Raw genomic sequence first — 15,094 nt, 5'->3', positions numbered from 1 at the left:
GCGCGAGGGATCGACCAACACCCTCGATCCAGGTGTCTCAGCGCCGCGCGCGGCCGAGGACGAACCGGCTGCTTTCGGGCTCAGCGTACGTCGTCCACACGAGCGCGGCGCCTTCGCCGGCCGGCGCGGCCGCGAGCCAGGCCAGCCCGACGGGCTCTCTCGCGAAGGCATACCGCGGGACGGCGATCGAGCCGCCGGCGTCCACGTGGAAGAGGCTCAGCTGCGTATCGTTTTCCTCGGCCAGCGCCACCACGGCGCGGCCGTTCGACACCACGATCGCGTGCTCCTGCGCCGCCTTCGTGGCGTCACGCGTCGCGATCGTCACGGGGGTCCCGGCGGGGGCCGCCTGTCCGTCGAACCAGCCGACCTCGAAGCGTTCTCCGTTGAGCCACACGCCGGCCGCCCGGTCGGCGCCGGCGGGCGCGAGCGCGACGTCGTCGATGCCAGCGAGCTCGCGCGCCGGGCCCACCGCGCCCGACGCGTCGATCGGCACGAGCTCGGTCGCCGACGCGCTGTCGCCGGTGATCACGCGCGCAGAGACGAGGAACCCCGGATCCGCGAAGGCCGCCGCGGTCACGTCGCCATAGGCCGCGTCGGCGACGGTCGCCTGCCACGCCACGTTCCCTCCCTCGTCGAGCAGCTCGGCGACGAGCTTCCCCTGCGCGGCCGCGTGCTCGCCGCTCGTATAGACGAGCAGCGGCGCCGCGCCAGGCCTCGCCGCGAGCACCGGGTACATGGCGTTGGCGATGGTGCGCGTCGCGATCTCGTTTCCGTTCGGATCGAGGCGGTAGAGGCGGAGCACAGGGCTGTCGCCCGCGCCGCCGAGCGCCATGATGAAGCCTCCGGGGCTCGGCGCGAGCGCCACCGTCGACGCCGGCGAGGGGACGCTCACGCAGCCCCATTGGCTCTCCAGATCGAGGTCCATCGAGAATCGGGCGAAGTGGACCTGACGGTTGAAGCTCCTCCACGCCGCCGCGAGGCCCTCTCCGTCGCTCGCGAGCGCGATGTCGCCGACGTTGTACCCGTCCACGCGCGGGCGCGCGCACGCGAGCTGGTTCGGGGCCCCGAGGCATGAGTCGCAGTCGCGGACATCGATCGAGCAGACGTCGGTGCACGCGAGGCGGCCTCCCCCCGCATATCCGAGCGAGCCGCATGTCTCGCTGCTGACGGTGCCGTCGCACCCCTCGGTCACGTCGCTGCACTGGACAGGGCTGGCGTCGAGGCTCCTGCAGACTTCGCACGTATCCAGCACGCCATTGCCGCAGCGCTTCACGTCGGTGTCGCAGATAGCGAAGCGCGCGGGCGGGCTGCAGATCTCGGGGAACGGCTCGGAGCTGCCCGTGCCGCCTGGAGCGCCCGTGTCGTCGGAGCCGCCCGTGCCGCCTGGAGCACCTGTGCCGCTGGACGCCCCCGCGCCGTCCGGATCTCGGTCGACCTTGACCCGGCCGCAGGCGCCGAGCGTCGTCACAAGCAACCATGCTATTGCGCAGGAAGGGATTGTCGTCCGCATGCCTCCCCTTGTAGCAATGCACCTGCCGGCGGGGGGCATCCCCGAAACCCAGGCGCCGTCTCCTAGGGGCCGGTCGAGGTGCGCGATCTCGTGAGGGCAGCTTCTGCGGATCGAGCCCAGGAACGCATCGTGCTCCGCCTGGTTGACGAAGGCGAGCCGGTCATCCAGTACGCCCGGATCGTGAAGACTCCTATTGAAACCGCGCTCCCGCAGCTCTGTCTAGGCTGCAAGCACATCGTATATGTCGGGTGCCGGCATCGCTTGCGGTAGAGTCCGCCTTCCTGGTGTCTCAGGCGACAGAAGGTCCCTTGCGCGATCTGCATCCCTCCTGGAAAAGTGCGCTGTATCCACAACGCATTCATGCACCAAAGGGGCCGCGTCCGACTCCACAGCCGCTGCCTGCGGGCCTCCTGCCAGCGGACGTGCAACAAGCAACCGATGCCGGCCTGAACCATGGGATTCCCAGCGGTGATCGAGCTTCTTCGCACGTCGATCCAGGGTAGCGCGCAGGCCCCCGTCACCCTCGATACATGACGCGCCGATGCGCGTGAAACAGCGGAGGATAACTACATGAGGGCGGGAATGTGGGATCAGCTCGGGTCCCATCTTCCACGCCCCGCGCCGCCATGCTTTACTGTCGCCGTTCTTGGGAAGATGCTGCCGCCTTTTCGGCGCCTTGTCCGCCGGACGGACAGGTCATCGACCACCTGAGGAGAGCTGCTTATGAGCAAGGAACGAGATACCGAGACCCAGGGCCCGTTGTTCAAGGTCGTTGACCGGCGGCAGGCGCTCCTGGGGCTGGGCGTGATTGCCGTCACCGTGTCGTGCGGAGATGGCGGCGAGTCGGACGAACCCGGAGGCACCGGCACCGGCGGCTCCACGAGCTCCGGGGGCAACGGGACCACGAGCTCGGGCTCGGCCTCGGGCACGGGAGGCGGGGGGCCTGACCCTGCCACCACCACGGCCAGCTCGGGCGGCGCGGGACCGGGCAGCACCAGCTCCACGGCAGGCACGGGCGGCTCAGGCGACGGGGGCTCCGAGCCGGGCACGGGAGGTGCTGGTGGTAGCGGCGGCGGTGACGGCCTCCAGGCGCCGCCGTTCGACGACGTCCCGACGTGCAGGGCGATCAACAAGACGGACGGCGCCGGTCAGGGCCCCTTCTTCATTCACGAGCTCGAAAAGAACGACGACATCTCCCTGGTCCGACAGGACATCCGTGGTCGCTACAATGAGAGCGCGCCGGCCGGCGTGGAGATGCATCTCCACCTGCGCGTGATCGACCTGAGCGCGCCCAGCTGCGATGGCAAAGGCGTCGGTCTGGCCGACGTGGACGTCTACATCTGGCACACGGACGGGCAGGGGTTCTACAGCGGCTTCGGGACCAGGGGTGCTGCCAGCGAACAGAAGCCCGACTCGCCCTATGCGGGCAGGCCGGGTCAGAACGATCTCAACAACACGGACCGTTTCTGTCGCGGCGTGCAAACCACGGACGCAAACGGCGTCGTCTCGTTCCGGAGCATCTTCCCCGGCTGGTACAACGGCCGCGACGTTCACATCCACTTCGTCTGCTTCAAGAAGGGATCGATGTCGAAGGGTCGCACCACGTACCAGGGTGGAGACCACATCTTCACGACGCAATTCTACTTTGATCCCGCCTTCACCGACTCCGTCCATACCAAGTACGATCCGTACAAGGCGCGTACCACCGGCAGCCTGGCGCAATACTACCAGGGCGCCATCAAGGCCGACGAAGCGGGCAACAGCGGCCTTCGTGCCAAGGCCGTGATGGAAGGGGACATCGTGATCGCTCAGATGCAGATCGCGGTGAATCCGGGCTAGGTAGAGCGGGCTCGCTCCCTCAAAGAATAGTACGGAAGGGCCTGCTCGGCCGCGCGGTCCTATCTCGGTGCGCGGCGCGGGCAGGATGAGGGACGGCGGGCATGCTAGGCTCGGGGCCATGAGACGCGATGGCCCTGACGCCGCTCCCTCGTCGATGGCCAGCGAAGTCGGCGGCTACTTGATCCGGCAGTTCGAGATAGCCTGGCAGCTCACCAGCTTTCACCTCGACGGGCTCTCCACCGAAGAGTGCTTGTGGCGCCCTGCTGACGAGGGATTGCACGTTCGTCAAACCCCCGATGGCCAGTGGCGCGCCGACTGGCCGGAGCACGAGGGCTACGATCTCGGCCCGCCGAGCATCGCGTGGCTGACGTGGCATCTCGGCTTCTGGTGGTCCATGGCGCTCGATCACGCCTTCGGCGACGGCGCTCTCACCCGCGAGGACGTGACGTGGCCTGGCAACGCCGACGACGTGCGCGCGTGGCTCGGAAGGCTTCAGGGCCAGTGGCGAGCGGCGCTCGAGCAGGCTACCGACGACGACCTGCGCTCGACACGACGGACGCGCTGGCCTTTCCAGGACCGCCCGTTCGGTGACGTCGTCGCGTGGGCCAACGTCGAGCTCACGAAGAACGCCGCCGAGATCGGCTATGCACGCTTCCTCTACGCACGAAGGCCGCGCAGCTAAGGGGGCTCGTCCTCAGGTGACGAGCACCAGAAACGTGAATGAGCGATCCAGGAGGCCCGATCAGGGCACGACCGTGATCCGGTCGAGCACGGGCGGGGAGACGGGCGAGTTCGCCGCGAAGTAGTCCCGTAGCGCGTCGAGATCCAGCGCGCCGCCGAGCCGATCGGTGCCGTCGTTGAGCACGGTGAAGCCGTCGCCGCCCGTCGCCAGGAAGCTGTTCACCGTCACCCGGTAGGTCCGCGCCGCCTCGATCGGGACGCCGTTGATCCGGATCGTGGCAATGTCGACCTTCGCGCCGATGGGCGCGCTCTGGCTGTAGGTGTACGTGAAGCCGTCCGAGACCTGCAGGATCAGGCTCTGCCGCACGCCCCCCGCGTTCAGCCGGAACTGCTGCTCCAGCAGCGTGTCGATCTGCGCCCCCGTGAGGGTCATCACGACCAGGCTGTTGCCGAAGGGCTGCACCGTGAACACCTCACCGAACGTGACCACCCCGTCGCTGACCTCGGTGGCAGAGGCCGCGTAGGTGAGATCCGCGCGGATGCCGCCCGGGTTCATGAACGCGATCTCGGCACCGCCGGTCCTCGCGTCGCGCGTGGCGGCGAGCTGGGCGTCGGCGATCACCGCGCCCATCGTGAACAGCCCGGCGCCCATGGCAGGGACCGCGCGGTCGAGATTCGCGGTGATGGTGCCGACCTGCACGTTGGCCAGCGGCGCCGCGAGGTCCTTGTAGCGCGTCACCAGGGTGCTCACGCCCGCGTCGGGCGCTTCGCGCGTCACGATGACGTTGTTCGCCGTCTTCGCCGTCACGTCGCCGGTGCTCTTGCTGATCTCCAGATCGATGTCAGTCACCAGGCGGCCGAACGACGCAGCGCTCGTCACGATCTTGTCGCCGAGGATGCAGTTGTACGCCTGATGGGTGTGCCCTGAGACGATCACGTCCACGGCGGGGTCGATGTTCGTGGCGATGTCGACGATGGGGCCAGAGAGGCCCGGGCACTCGTTGAAGAGGCCGGTGGGGAGCCCTCCCTCGTGGAGCACCACGACGATCGCCTCGATGCCCTGCGCCTGGAGCTCCGGGACGATGTCGTTCACCGTGTCGACCTCATCCATGAACGACAGCCCTGCGACGCCGATCGGCGTCACGATGGATGGCGTGTCCTCGAGCGTCATGCCGATGAAGGCGATCTTCACGCCGTCGAACTCGCGGATGTCGTAGCGCGGGAAGAGCGTCCTGCCGCTCGACGTGTCGACGACGACGTTGGCGGCGAGGAACTTGAAGTTCGCGCCCGGGAAGAAGGTGCCGTCCGTGCAGCCGTCGGCCGGGCTGCACCCGCCGTACTGCATCCGGAGGAGCTCCGATGTGCCCTTGTCGAACTCGTGGTTGCCGACACCGTTGATATCGAGGCCAAGGAGGTTCATGGCCTCGATCGTGGGCTCATCGTGGAACAGCGCCGACACCAGCGGGCTCGCGCCGATGAGGTCGCCGGCCGAGACCACCACGGTGTTCGGGTTCGTGGCGCGGAGTGCGGCGACGCGCGACGCCAGGTACATGACGCCGCCGGCGTCCACGGTGGTGTTGGTGGGCGTGGCAGGCACGGTGATCCTGCCGCTGCTGCCCGCGGGGGGCTCCAGGTTGCCGTGGAAGTCGTTGAAGGCGATGATCTGCACGCTCACGGTGTCGCCGCCGGAGCCGCCAGCGCCGCCGGTGCCATCCGAGCCGCCGGTGCCACCGGAACCGCCCGAGCCGGCAGCGTCGCTGCCGCCAGCGCCGCCAGCGCCGCCGGAGCCGCCAGCGCCGCCGGTGCCATCCGAGCCGCCGGTGCCACCGGAACCACCGGAACCGGCAGCGCCGCTGCCGCCAGCGCCGCCGGAGCCACCCGCGCCGCCGCCGGAGCCGCCGGAGCCGGCAGCGCCGGAGCCACCCGCGCCGCCGGAGCCGCCCGAGCCGGCAGAGCCGCCGGATCCACCCGAGCCGGCAGCGCCGCCGCCCGAGGTGGCGCTCGTTGCGCCGCCGCCGCCGCCGCCGCCGCTGCCGCTGCCGCTGGACACCGAGGCGGTGGTCGTCGCGTCGTCATCGCCGCAGCCCGCGCTGGCGACCGGCGGCACGCACAGCGCGGCTCCGAGGAGCGTGACCCGCCACGCTTGTGCGCATCGCCCGAGGACCCACGAAGCTCCGCTCGATCTCATCTCTGCTCCTCCACGTCGCAGCGCTCGCCGCTCCATGTTGCCACATGCTGGATTCCCGTGGAAACAGCCGTGTGAACGCCGCGCGGCGGGCTCATGGCCGGCCGCGGCCGCGGCTCCAGAACGCGACGACGTCCTCTGGCAGCTCCCGCTCGCGCAGGACCCGGAGGTCGTCGGCGTCGACACCGAGCACAGCAGGGATGCCGCGGCTGCAGTGGCGGGACCACATGCTCAGCGTGTAAGCCCCCGTGTCGCGGATGAGCACGAGATCGCCGGGCGACAGCTCCGGAAACGCGAGATCGCGGGCCAGCACGTCGCCGCCGAAGCAGAGCGGGCCGCCAAGGGTGCACGGCGAGAGCGGCCCCCCCTTGGGTGCGGCATCGGCATCCAGCGCCACGAAGTCATGGTGCCAGTCGTCCGGGTGATACGCGCGGCGCAGCAGGAAGTCGGCCCCGAGGTGAAGGATCGCGGTGCGCCCGGCCGAGTCCTTCTTCACGTACTCCACCCGCGAGACCGCGAAGCCGCAGCCCGCCTGGACCCAGCGCCCGAACTCGGTGATCAGCGAGGTCCCCTCCTCGAACAGCGTCGGCACCTCGCGCTGCAGCGCGGCCGCGTAGTCCTCGAGCGCCGGGGGGCGGTCCGTGGTCCGGTAGGCGACCGGCAGACCGCCGCCGATATCCATGGTGCCGGCGGCGAGCGGCCCCATCGCGCGCCGGAGCTCCTGGCGCAGCGCCTCGACACGGCCGATCCCGTCGACGAGCTGCGAGAGCGCGCACCCCTGCGAGCCGACGTGCACGTGCAGCCCGGCGAGCCACGGGTACCGCGCAAAGGCGGCGCGCACGGCGTCGGCCTGTTCGAGGGGGACCCCGAACTTGGAGCGCCGATCCGCGACGCTGGTCAGGGCGATGCTGGAGGCCCCGACCTGCGGGTTGATGCGCAGCCCGATGCGGCTGGCCGCCCCCTCGTGGCGGACGAGCTCGTCAATGCGATCGAGCTCATCCAGGTTGTCGGCGTTGAGCCGAACGCCCAGGCGGAGGGTCTCCGCGATGTCGGCGCGGGACTTCGCGGGAGAGTCGTAGACGAGGCGATCGGGAGGGCAGCCGGCGGCGAGCGCGAGCTTCACCTCCTCGAGCGAAGCCGCCTCGAGCCCCGCGCCGCAGTCGACCGCCGCCCGCAGGACCTCGACGAGGGGGTTCGCCTTGATCGCCACGGTGTGGAGGGCGCCGGGCGGAAACGCCGCGCCGATCCGTCCGATGCGCGCCCGCATGCGCCCCAGGTCGTGGAACAGGACCGCCGGCTCCACATCCATCCCGCGGCGCCGCGCCTCGCGGAACGCGCGCGCCATGCTCCCGGGATCCAGCCGATCCGTGTCGCTCATGGAACCTCCCTACCGCAGTCTGGCGCCCCGGAGGGCGATTGTCCGCCCCGCGTCGGCGTGGCGAACGGGAGAGGTGCCCTGTTTCCTCGAAATTTCGTGACATTCGGCAGGCAGCGGGGAGGCGCTGTCCCGGCTGGCCAAGAGGTGGCCCGGGTCGCGCTCGGGGGGGACGCACCGCCCCCCCGCGCGCCCTGAGGACACCCGTGCGCTCAGGCGTCGACGATGATGTTGAGAATGCTGGTGACCAGCCCCGAGGTGTACGTCGTCGGCATGACCACGTTGCCTGGCGGCGGATTGAGGCTGGACGCCGCGATGTTCGCCGAGCTAGCCGCGTAGGCCGGCTCGTTCTGGAAGACCTCTGCGCTGAGGTCCGCGTCGAAATAGAGCTGCGTCGTGATCAGCCTGGTCGTGGCGCCGTTGATGCGAGCGACCATGTGGACGTGGACCGGCCGCCCCGCGTCCGACCCGGGATAGATCGACTTGAAGCCCACGATCCCGTTGCGGTCGGAGAGCTGAACGCCGCGGCAGAACCGATCCTGGCTCTCCGGCGTGTGCTCGGCCGCGCCCGCGGACGGCGTGGAGGGGCTCTGATGCTCGAAGCCGCTGTAGTGCCCATCCGCGTCACAGTGCCAGATGTAGACCTCGGCATCGGGGATGGGCTCGTGGTTGTTCCGGGCGTCGAGCAGGCGGACATATATCCGGAGCTCACAGCCGGGGTGGTTGTCCCGGATGTCGCTGCGAAACAGGCTGATGTCGTTCGGGATCTCGCTGTCGTCGATGAGGAACGGGCCCCCGATGTCCGTGGCGGTCAATCGGCAGCTGCCGGCGCCCTTGAAGATCGACGGATCCAGCGCGTCGGCGCCGCCGGCGCTGCTCGAGCTGGTGGCGAAGGAGCCGGCGGTGCTGCTGTCCGTGCTACCAGCGCCGCTCCAGGCGCTTCCTCCGCCGCCGGTGCCGCTCCCGCTCAGGTCGCCGCCCATCTCGTCGTCCTCCCTGCAGGACACGAGTACGGGCTTGGTGATGGCGAACGCCTCGAGCTTGACGAGGGGCTGCCGACGGTTGAAGACCCAGTCGAGCAGATCTCGCGGCACGGCTCCTTGCCTATTACGCATACAACGGTCTCCTTCGATGAGTCGCTGATCTGACCCGTGCAATCACCCTGGTTTGACCGGACACGGAGCGGTGCCCCACCTCGGCGGCCGTGGCGGGGCCAGCGCCGGCGCTGCGCATGCTGGCGCCGTGGCTGACGGTGGGGCCGTGGTCGACGCCGCCAGCGCCGCTGGTCCCCGAGGAGGCGCTCGTCGACGCCGCGTCATCGGGGACGTCATCGCTGTTCCCGGTCTCGGACTGGCACGCCACCATGACGAGCGACGGGATGAGCGCGCCGAGGATGGGTCGGGGAGCACGGGTACCGAAGCTGCCCGAGGACAGGCTGCCCCACCCGCTGTTCACGGTGAGACAGTGCTTCAAGGACATACGGGCTTGGCCCTCCTAAGTAAGAACCGGGCGACGCGCCGAGGCGCGCGGTCGCGGAGCGACGGACCGCAAATGGGAGGCTCGTCGCTCGATCTCGTCGTCAAAAGGATCGATTAATTTCCCGGCCGAGGGAGAAATGGACGCTCCGATGCTGAGGCCGAGTCGACTCGCGGGCGGCTGGTGAGGACAGTACCGAGCTCCCCGCAAGGATCTCACGCCAACTTGCTGAGCACGGACCGTGCCCTGGCCGCCGGGCTCGTTGCATCTCGTCTCTTTCTCGCCTCGTCCAGATATATAGTGGAAGAGCCAGGGCTCTCATCGAAGCAGCCCTGGCGAAGAAGTGCAGCGCGCGCGGTGCGCACAAGGTTTCCTGTGTGACTCAGACGAATTCCCGGATCGGGCCGATGTGATCACGGCGCGGGCTCGAGGAGGGGGCCAGGCCGGTCGTCGGACGCTGCCGCGGGGCCCCTGACCAGCGCGGATCCCGTTGTTCGGAGCGGCGGGGGGCGGCGAAGGTTCGGGGCCTGGAGGCCGCCTGTACAGGTCGGTTGGTGTCGGACGATGAGCTCGCTCGCCCGAGGTCCAACCGGGCCTCGCCCGAGGCGGGGCGAGGCGCGATCGCCGTGTTCCCGCTCGGCGTGGGACCTCCTTGCCGGGAGGTCGCGGTGCTGGCGCAGCCGGGCGTGGAGCGCGCAGGGCGCCGCCGGGGACGCGTTCGCATGTCGGAAAGCCGACAACTGCTTCTGATTTTGTCGTTTGTGGTGTATTAGGCGCCCCCTCGAGAGCTCGAGCCGGACCTGCCGCATGACCCGCATCCTCCTCATCGACGACTCCGCCGCGATGCGGGCGTACATGCGAGCCGCGCTCGAGGGGGCGCCAGAGCTCGGGCCGGGGGTGGAGGTCGCCGAGACGGCGAGCGGGTTCGAGGCGCTCCGGCGGATGCACGGGGGCGCCTACGACGCGGTGATCATCGACATCCACCTGCCGGACATCGACGGCCTCGAGCTCATCCGTTTCATCCGGCAGAGCCGGTACCATCGCGACGTCGCGGTCGTCATCGTCTCGTCGATGTCCTCGCCGCGCGAGCGGGAGCGGGCGTTCCGGCTCGGTGCCCATGCGTTCGTCGCCAAGCCGTTCGCCCCGGATACGCTGGCGTCCGCCGTCCGGCGGGGGGTCGCGTCGAGCCAGCTGGGCCTGCGCGTCGCGACGTAGGCGGGCGCGACGCCCCGCGGCGAGGCTTCCGGCGCACCGCTCCGAGCTGGTAGGGTGCGGGCCATGACGCTCCTGTCCCACCTCCGCCGCTTCCGCATGGCTGCGCCGCTGGCGCTGCTCGTCGCGACCGCATGCTCTGCCTCGTCTCCCGCGTCCCGCGTCGAGCCGCCGCCCGCGGCCGCCGCGCCGGCGCCTGCGTCGTCCGGCGCGCTCGGTGAAGACGGCCCGACCGGGCTGCTCTCGGAGGAGGACTTCAAGGCCCTCCACCAGCTCAGGGCGGACAAGGCCCCGCCCGCGCGAGGGCAGACGGTCGAGGTGGCCGGCACGAAGGCGTACCTGAGCCTGCCGCGGGACGCGAAGCCGCCGATCGCGGGCGTCGTCGTCATCCACGAGTGGTGGGGCCTGAACGAGCACATCAAGCACTGGACCGATCGCCTCGCGGAGGACGGGTATGCGGCGCTCGCCGTGGACCTCTACGGCGGCAAGGTCGCGACCACGCCGGACGACGCGATGGCGTCGATGAAGGCGGTCGACGAGGCGAAGGGGATCGAGATCGTGCGCGCGGCGCACCGCTTCCTCACGACGGACGCGCGCATCCTCGCGCCGCGCACGGCCTCGATCGGGTGGTGCTTCGGCGGCGCGTGGTCGCTCAAGCTCGCGCTGAACGAGCCCGAGCTCGACGCGGCCGTCATCTACTACGGCCGGCTCGTTACCGACCCCGCGCAGCTCAAGGCGATCAAGGCGCCGGTGCTCGGCATCTTCGGCAACCAGGACAAGGGCATCCCGCCCGAGGTCGTCAACGACTTCGACAAGGCGCTCCACGACGCAGGCATCGAGCACGAGGTGCTCCGGTACGACGCCGACCACGCCTTCGCGAACCCGTCGGGAGAGCGGTACAACACGAAGGCCGCGGCGGACGCGTGGGAGAAGGCGCGGCGGTTCCTGGCGGCGAAGCTGAAGGGGTAATGCGCGGCCCTTGCGGAGGCGCCGGCCCCATGCCGAGAATCTCCGCCGGGAAGGCGCGGCGTGATCCCTCGAACGAAGATCGCTGGCATGGTCGCCGCGGTGGCGCTCGGGTCCGCCGTGTCGCCGCCGTCCGCCGCGTCGCAGGTGGCGGACGCGCGGTGCACGCCGGCCCGGGCGGGGGCGAGCGTCGCCGCGCACCCCGAGCCGTTCCGGCGGGCGGTCGAGGCGCTCGTCCGGTCCTCGGCCATCAAAGGGAAGCCCTGGAGCTGCGCCGGCGGTGTGATCGAGCTCGCCGCGCGCGAGGGCGAAACGACGCTCACCGTCACCGGCGAGGACGGGGCCTCGATCTCCCGGAACGTGGCCTCCCCGGACGAGATCGTGCCGCTCGGCGAGGCGCTGCTCGCCAAGCCTCTGCCCCCTCCTGCGGCCCCTGAGGGCCGCGCCGACGCGCTCGCGCAGCCCGCCGAGCGGGGAGACGGCGCGCACTCCACGGCGCCCCCGCCCGAGCCGCGCGTGCTCCTGAGCGCGCTGCTCTCCCCGCGTTATGCCGGCGGCGCGGACCTGATGTGGGTCGGCGCGACGGCCGCGCTCTCCGTGCCCGTCGGGTCGTGGGCGGCGGGGGCGTGGGTCCGCTATGACGCGCTCTCCGCGCCGCTCGGCGAGCGCAGCCCCTCCCTGCGGGAGGTGTGCGTCGGCGCCGCCGCATCGAAGGGCTTCGCGCTCCGGAAGATCGAGCTCCGCGCGAGCGTGGTGCCCTCGGTCGCGATCGTCACGCGGTCCTCCGAGCGGTGGGGGCGCGAGCAGTCACGCGTCGACGGCCGCATCGGCGTGGATCTGCGAGGGGTGCTGCCCATCGCCCCGCCGCTCCGCGCCGTCGTCGCGCTCGACGCCGAGCTCACTCCGCGCGAGATCGGCGGGGAGGACCGCGCCAGCGATGACCGCGACGACCGCGGGGCCGGCCGGGGGAGCTCCCCGGAGCGCTTCCCCGCCTACACGCTCGGGGTGAGCGCTGGGCTGGAGGTCGCCTTCCGATGAGACGGGTGCAAGCGCGCGAGGCGCGCGAGGCGCAGACCCTCCGCGACGAGACTGACGCGGCGCTGCTCACCGCGATCGCGCAGGGCGATCTCGGGCCGCTCGGGGTGCTGTTCGACCGCCATCACGAGCACGTAAGGCAGTTCCTGCTGCGCGCTGCGCCGAACGACGCCGACGCGGACGACCTGGTCCAGGAGACGTTCCTCACGGCGGCGCGGGCGGCGGCGTCGTTCGACGGGCGCGAAACGGCGCGACCGTTCCTGATCGGCGTTGCGGTCCAGCTCCTCCGGCGGCGTCGCCGAACGTTCGCGCGCCTCAGGGCGCTGATCGAGTCGTTCGGCAGCACGCCCACGCCGCCTTCGGCGACGCCCGAGGACCAGGCGAGCCTCGCCGAGGACGAGGCGCGGATCCGCAGCGCCGTCGCGCGCCTCGCGGATGAGCGGCGGCTCGTCCTGGTGATGGTCGAGTGGAACGGGATGTCGGGCGTCGAGGTGGCGCGCCTCCTCGAGACGCCGGTCGGGACGGTGTGGCGGCGCCTGCACGAGGCGCGCGCCGAGGTGCGCCGCGCGCTCGAGCGAGGGGCCCGATGACGGCGCCGGACTGTCCGAAGGCGGCGCTCGTCGAGGCGCTCCACAGCGGCCGCCTCAGCCCGCGGGAGGGACCGGCGGTGGAGCACCACCTCGGCGTGTGCGCCGCGTGCGCGGCGCTCGCGCGCGATCTCGAGCGGATCGGCGCGGCCGTGCGGGCGCCCCGCGCGCTCGCGACGCCGCTCGAGCACCAGCGCGCGCGCCTCTCACTCCTGCGGCGCGCTACCGAGCCGCCGGCCTCACGCGCGCCGCTGCTCCGGACGCGCCTCTCGCTCTCGGGCGTCGCGCTGGCCCTCGCGGGGGCGGCCGCCTGGGCCGGGACGGTCGCGGTGCGGCGACCGGAGGAGCGGCCGGCGCTGGCGCTGCGCCACGTCCTGCCCCCGCGCCCTCCGCCCGGGCGCGGGACGATCATCCGGCCGTCCGACGACGCGCGCTTCGAGCGCGAGAGGAACGCGGGGCTCGACGTCGTGACGCTCGTGAACGGCGCGCTCGATCTGACCGTTCGCCAGCTCGCGGCGGGGGAGCGGTTCCTCGTGCGGACGACCGACGCGGAGATCGAGGTGCGCGGGACGACGTTCCGCGTCGAGGCGGAGCGCGGTCAGATCCGCGGCGTGGCCGTGACGGAGGGCACGGTCGAGGTCCGCTACGCCGGGTTCTCCGCGGTCATCCCGTCGGGTGGCTCGTGGCGAGCGACGGGCGACGCCGATGCCGCTCTTCCGCCCACGGGGGCCCTCCCGCCGCCCCCAGGTGCCGGTGCGGCGGCATCGCCGAGCGGCGTCGTCGCGGCGCCATCTCCGGGCGCCGCGGCGGCCACCGCCCCCCCAGCGAAGCCTCCCGCGCAGGAGCGACGCGCGCCGCCGGGCGCGCCGTCCGCCGCGGCGAGGGGCCAGCGCTCCGCGGCGGGCGCCGCGCCGCAGCGCTCGCCCGCCGCGCGTGAGTTCGCGGAGGCGATGCGCGCACTCGGGCGCGGCGATTATGCCGACAGCGCAGCGCAGCTCGAGGCGTTCTCGGCCGCGCATCCGGGCGACGCGCGCGCCGACGAAGCGGACTACCTCCAGGCGATTGCCCTCCAGCGCGCCGGTCGCGCCGCCGAGGCCGCGGCCGCGGCGAAGCGCTACCTCGCGGCGCGTCCGAACGGCGCTCACCGGGCAGAGGCGAGGAAGATCGCCGGCGACTGACCCTCGGGATCGCCGGCCGCGGAGACGGAGAGAGCGCGCTCTCGATTTTTTTGCGAAGGGTCCGCGGTCGGCCGGCGAAGTAGGGCCGTAGGAGGATCTTATGCTTCGTTCCTTGTGGACGCGCGGAACGCCGGGCGTTCTCGTGCACGCGGCCGGTGTTCGTTCATCGGTCAACCGTGGTGTCGTATCTTTTCATGGAGGGCGCCATCGTGCGCGCTGCGCGGTGGCGCTCGCCTTCACGGGGCTCGCGCTCGGATTTTCGGGCGCTTGCGGCTCGTCGGACGAGGAGGTCTCCTTCGGCGACACCTCGAGCGCCACGACCAGCGGAAGCAGCAGCGGCGGAGGCTCGTCGACCACCGGAAGCAGCAGCAGCGGCGGAGGCTCGTCGACCACCGGCAGCAGCAGCGGCTCGTCGACCACCGGCAGCAGCAGCAGCAGCGGCGGAGGCTCGTCGACCACCGGCAGCAGCAGCGCGTCGAGCGGCGGCAGCGCGGCCAGCGGCGGCGCGTCGCAGTGTCCTGCGGATGCGCCGGAGGACGGCGCTGCCTGTGACACTCAGGGCGAGCGCTGCGCGTACGGCGACGCGCAGTGCAGTTGTTTCGGCGGCGAGTGGCAGTGCACCGCCTGCCCGGCAGAGCAACCGCAAGACGACGCGGCGTGTGAAGGCCGGGGGGCGAGCTGCGTTTATGGCGACGCGCGGTGCACGTGCGCTGACGGCGCCTGGAGCTGCGCGGCGTGCCCGGCGGAGCAACCGGAGGGCAGCTCCAGCTGCGACCAGGCGAGGCTTCGATGCGAGTACGGGGGCGTGAACTGCTCGTGCTTCGGCGGCGAGTGGCAGTGCTCCGACCCCTGTCCGGCGCAGCCGCCGGAGCCCGGGGCCGAGTGCTCCCCCGGTCCGATGCAGGAGTGTGTCTATGACGCGATGACGTGCGTCTGTCGGAGGGGCGAGTTCGTCTGCGAGTGACGGTCGGCGGCGCGATCTGAGAGGCGCCCTCGCTGCGCTCGCGGCCGGCGGGGGAGAGCCGCCGCGGCGGAGGCGCCGGGACGCAG

General features: G+C 71.5%; 13 protein-coding genes. 9 read left to right on the top strand and 4 right to left on the bottom strand.

Translation table 11 applies throughout. The features are described 5' to 3' along the window. Positions 1-37: 37 nt before the first annotated feature. A complete protein-coding gene (locus tag WME79_RS38695; protein ID WP_437525453.1) occupies positions 38-1,468 on the bottom strand; it encodes a hypothetical protein in 1,431 nt (476 codons plus the stop codon). 765 nt (positions 1,469-2,233) lie between these two features. Here WME79_RS38695 and WME79_RS38690 point away from each other — a divergent pair. Together WME79_RS38690 and WME79_RS38685 are read left to right on the top strand one after the other, a co-directional pair. Continuing rightward, positions 2,234-3,349, top strand: a complete 1,116-nt coding sequence (locus tag WME79_RS38690) for a hypothetical protein (protein ID WP_437525452.1) — start codon at positions 2,234-2,236, stop codon at positions 3,347-3,349. A 118-nt stretch (positions 3,350-3,467) separates the two neighbouring features. Beyond that, positions 3,468-4,031 (top strand): DinB family protein, encoded by a 564-nt coding sequence (locus tag WME79_RS38685; RefSeq protein WP_437525451.1) that lies wholly within the window; start codon positions 3,468-3,470, stop codon positions 4,029-4,031. A gap of 60 nt (positions 4,032-4,091) precedes the next feature. Here the strand turns inward: WME79_RS38685 and WME79_RS38680 are convergent, their stop codons facing one another. The 3 genes from WME79_RS38680 to WME79_RS38670 all read right to left on the bottom strand — a co-directional run bounded on the left by WME79_RS38680 (position 4,092) and on the right by WME79_RS38670 (position 8,684). Next, entirely contained in the window at positions 4,092-6,218 is a 2,127-nt protein-coding gene (locus WME79_RS38680; protein ID WP_437525450.1) for a bifunctional metallophosphatase/5'-nucleotidase, read from the bottom strand. Positions 6,219-6,309: 91 nt separating this feature from the next. Continuing rightward, positions 6,310-7,593 carry a diaminopimelate decarboxylase gene (locus tag WME79_RS38675; RefSeq protein ID WP_437525449.1) on the bottom strand — a complete coding sequence of 428 codons (1,284 nt, stop codon included), beginning with the start codon at positions 7,591-7,593 and terminating at the stop codon, positions 6,310-6,312. 209 nt (positions 7,594-7,802) lie between these two features. Further along, positions 7,803-8,684 carry a protocatechuate 3,4-dioxygenase gene (locus WME79_RS38670; protein WP_437525448.1) on the bottom strand — a complete coding sequence of 294 codons (882 nt, stop codon included), beginning with the start codon at positions 8,682-8,684 and terminating at the stop codon, positions 7,803-7,805. 137 nt (positions 8,685-8,821) lie between these two features. Here WME79_RS38670 and WME79_RS38665 point away from each other — a divergent pair, with 137 nt between their 5' ends. From WME79_RS38665 to WME79_RS38635, 7 genes are all read left to right on the top strand, one after another. Further along, positions 8,822-9,088: a hypothetical protein gene (locus tag WME79_RS38665; protein WP_437525447.1), complete on the top strand. Its 267-nt coding sequence runs from the start codon at positions 8,822-8,824 to the stop codon at positions 9,086-9,088. A 785-nt stretch (positions 9,089-9,873) separates the two neighbouring features. Beyond that, complete coding sequence (locus WME79_RS38660; protein ID WP_437525446.1) at positions 9,874-10,281, top strand: response regulator; 408 nt, start codon at positions 9,874-9,876, stop codon at positions 10,279-10,281. 63 nt (positions 10,282-10,344) lie between these two features. Beyond that, positions 10,345-11,247: a dienelactone hydrolase family protein gene (locus tag WME79_RS38655; protein ID WP_437525445.1), complete on the top strand. Its 903-nt coding sequence runs from the start codon at positions 10,345-10,347 to the stop codon at positions 11,245-11,247. 60 nt (positions 11,248-11,307) lie between these two features. Continuing rightward, positions 11,308-12,282 (top strand): hypothetical protein, encoded by a 975-nt coding sequence (locus tag WME79_RS38650; RefSeq protein ID WP_437525444.1) that lies wholly within the window; start codon positions 11,308-11,310, stop codon positions 12,280-12,282. Then, positions 12,279-12,869, top strand: a complete 591-nt coding sequence (locus WME79_RS38645; RefSeq protein WP_437525443.1) for an RNA polymerase sigma factor — start codon at positions 12,279-12,281, stop codon at positions 12,867-12,869. The genes WME79_RS38650 and WME79_RS38645 overlap by 4 nt, the downstream gene beginning before the upstream one ends. Next, positions 12,866-14,044, top strand: a complete 1,179-nt coding sequence (locus tag WME79_RS38640; protein WP_437525442.1) for a FecR domain-containing protein — start codon at positions 12,866-12,868, stop codon at positions 14,042-14,044. Before WME79_RS38645 ends, WME79_RS38640 begins: the two co-directional genes overlap by 4 nt. Before the next feature lie 223 nt (positions 14,045-14,267). Further along, positions 14,268-15,008 (top strand): hypothetical protein, encoded by a 741-nt coding sequence (locus WME79_RS38635; protein WP_437525441.1) that lies wholly within the window; start codon positions 14,268-14,270, stop codon positions 15,006-15,008. Positions 15,009-15,094 lie beyond the last annotated feature (86 nt).

Source organism: Sorangium sp. So ce726 (genome assembly GCF_051521405.1).
Taxonomy (GTDB): domain Bacteria; phylum Myxococcota_A; class Polyangia; order Polyangiales; family Polyangiaceae; genus Sorangium.
The sequence above is the reverse complement of the archived record's forward strand: the minus strand, read 5'-3'. Positions and strand labels throughout refer to the sequence as shown.

What these genes read in the sequence shown, in the direction of transcription:
- WME79_RS38660 (WP_437525446.1), top strand. Translation starts at nt 9,874, where the DNA reads ATGACCCGCATCCTCCTCATCGACGACTCCGCCGCGATGCGGGCGTAC.
- WME79_RS38685 (WP_437525451.1), top strand. Translation starts at nt 3,468, where the DNA reads ATGAGACGCGATGGCCCTGACGCCGCTCCCTCGTCGATGGCCAGCGAA.
- WME79_RS38680 (WP_437525450.1), bottom strand. Translation starts at nt 6,218, where the DNA reads ATGAGATCGAGCGGAGCTTCGTGGGTCCTCGGGCGATGCGCACAAGCG.
- WME79_RS38665 (WP_437525447.1), top strand. Translation starts at nt 8,822, where the DNA reads ATGCTGGCGCCGTGGCTGACGGTGGGGCCGTGGTCGACGCCGCCAGCG.
- WME79_RS38675 (WP_437525449.1), bottom strand. Translation starts at nt 7,593, where the DNA reads ATGAGCGACACGGATCGGCTGGATCCCGGGAGCATGGCGCGCGCGTTC.
- WME79_RS38645 (WP_437525443.1), top strand. Translation starts at nt 12,279, where the DNA reads ATGAGACGGGTGCAAGCGCGCGAGGCGCGCGAGGCGCAGACCCTCCGC.
- WME79_RS38655 (WP_437525445.1), top strand. Translation starts at nt 10,345, where the DNA reads ATGACGCTCCTGTCCCACCTCCGCCGCTTCCGCATGGCTGCGCCGCTG.
- WME79_RS38690 (WP_437525452.1), top strand. Translation starts at nt 2,234, where the DNA reads ATGAGCAAGGAACGAGATACCGAGACCCAGGGCCCGTTGTTCAAGGTC.
- WME79_RS38640 (WP_437525442.1), top strand. Translation starts at nt 12,866, where the DNA reads ATGACGGCGCCGGACTGTCCGAAGGCGGCGCTCGTCGAGGCGCTCCAC.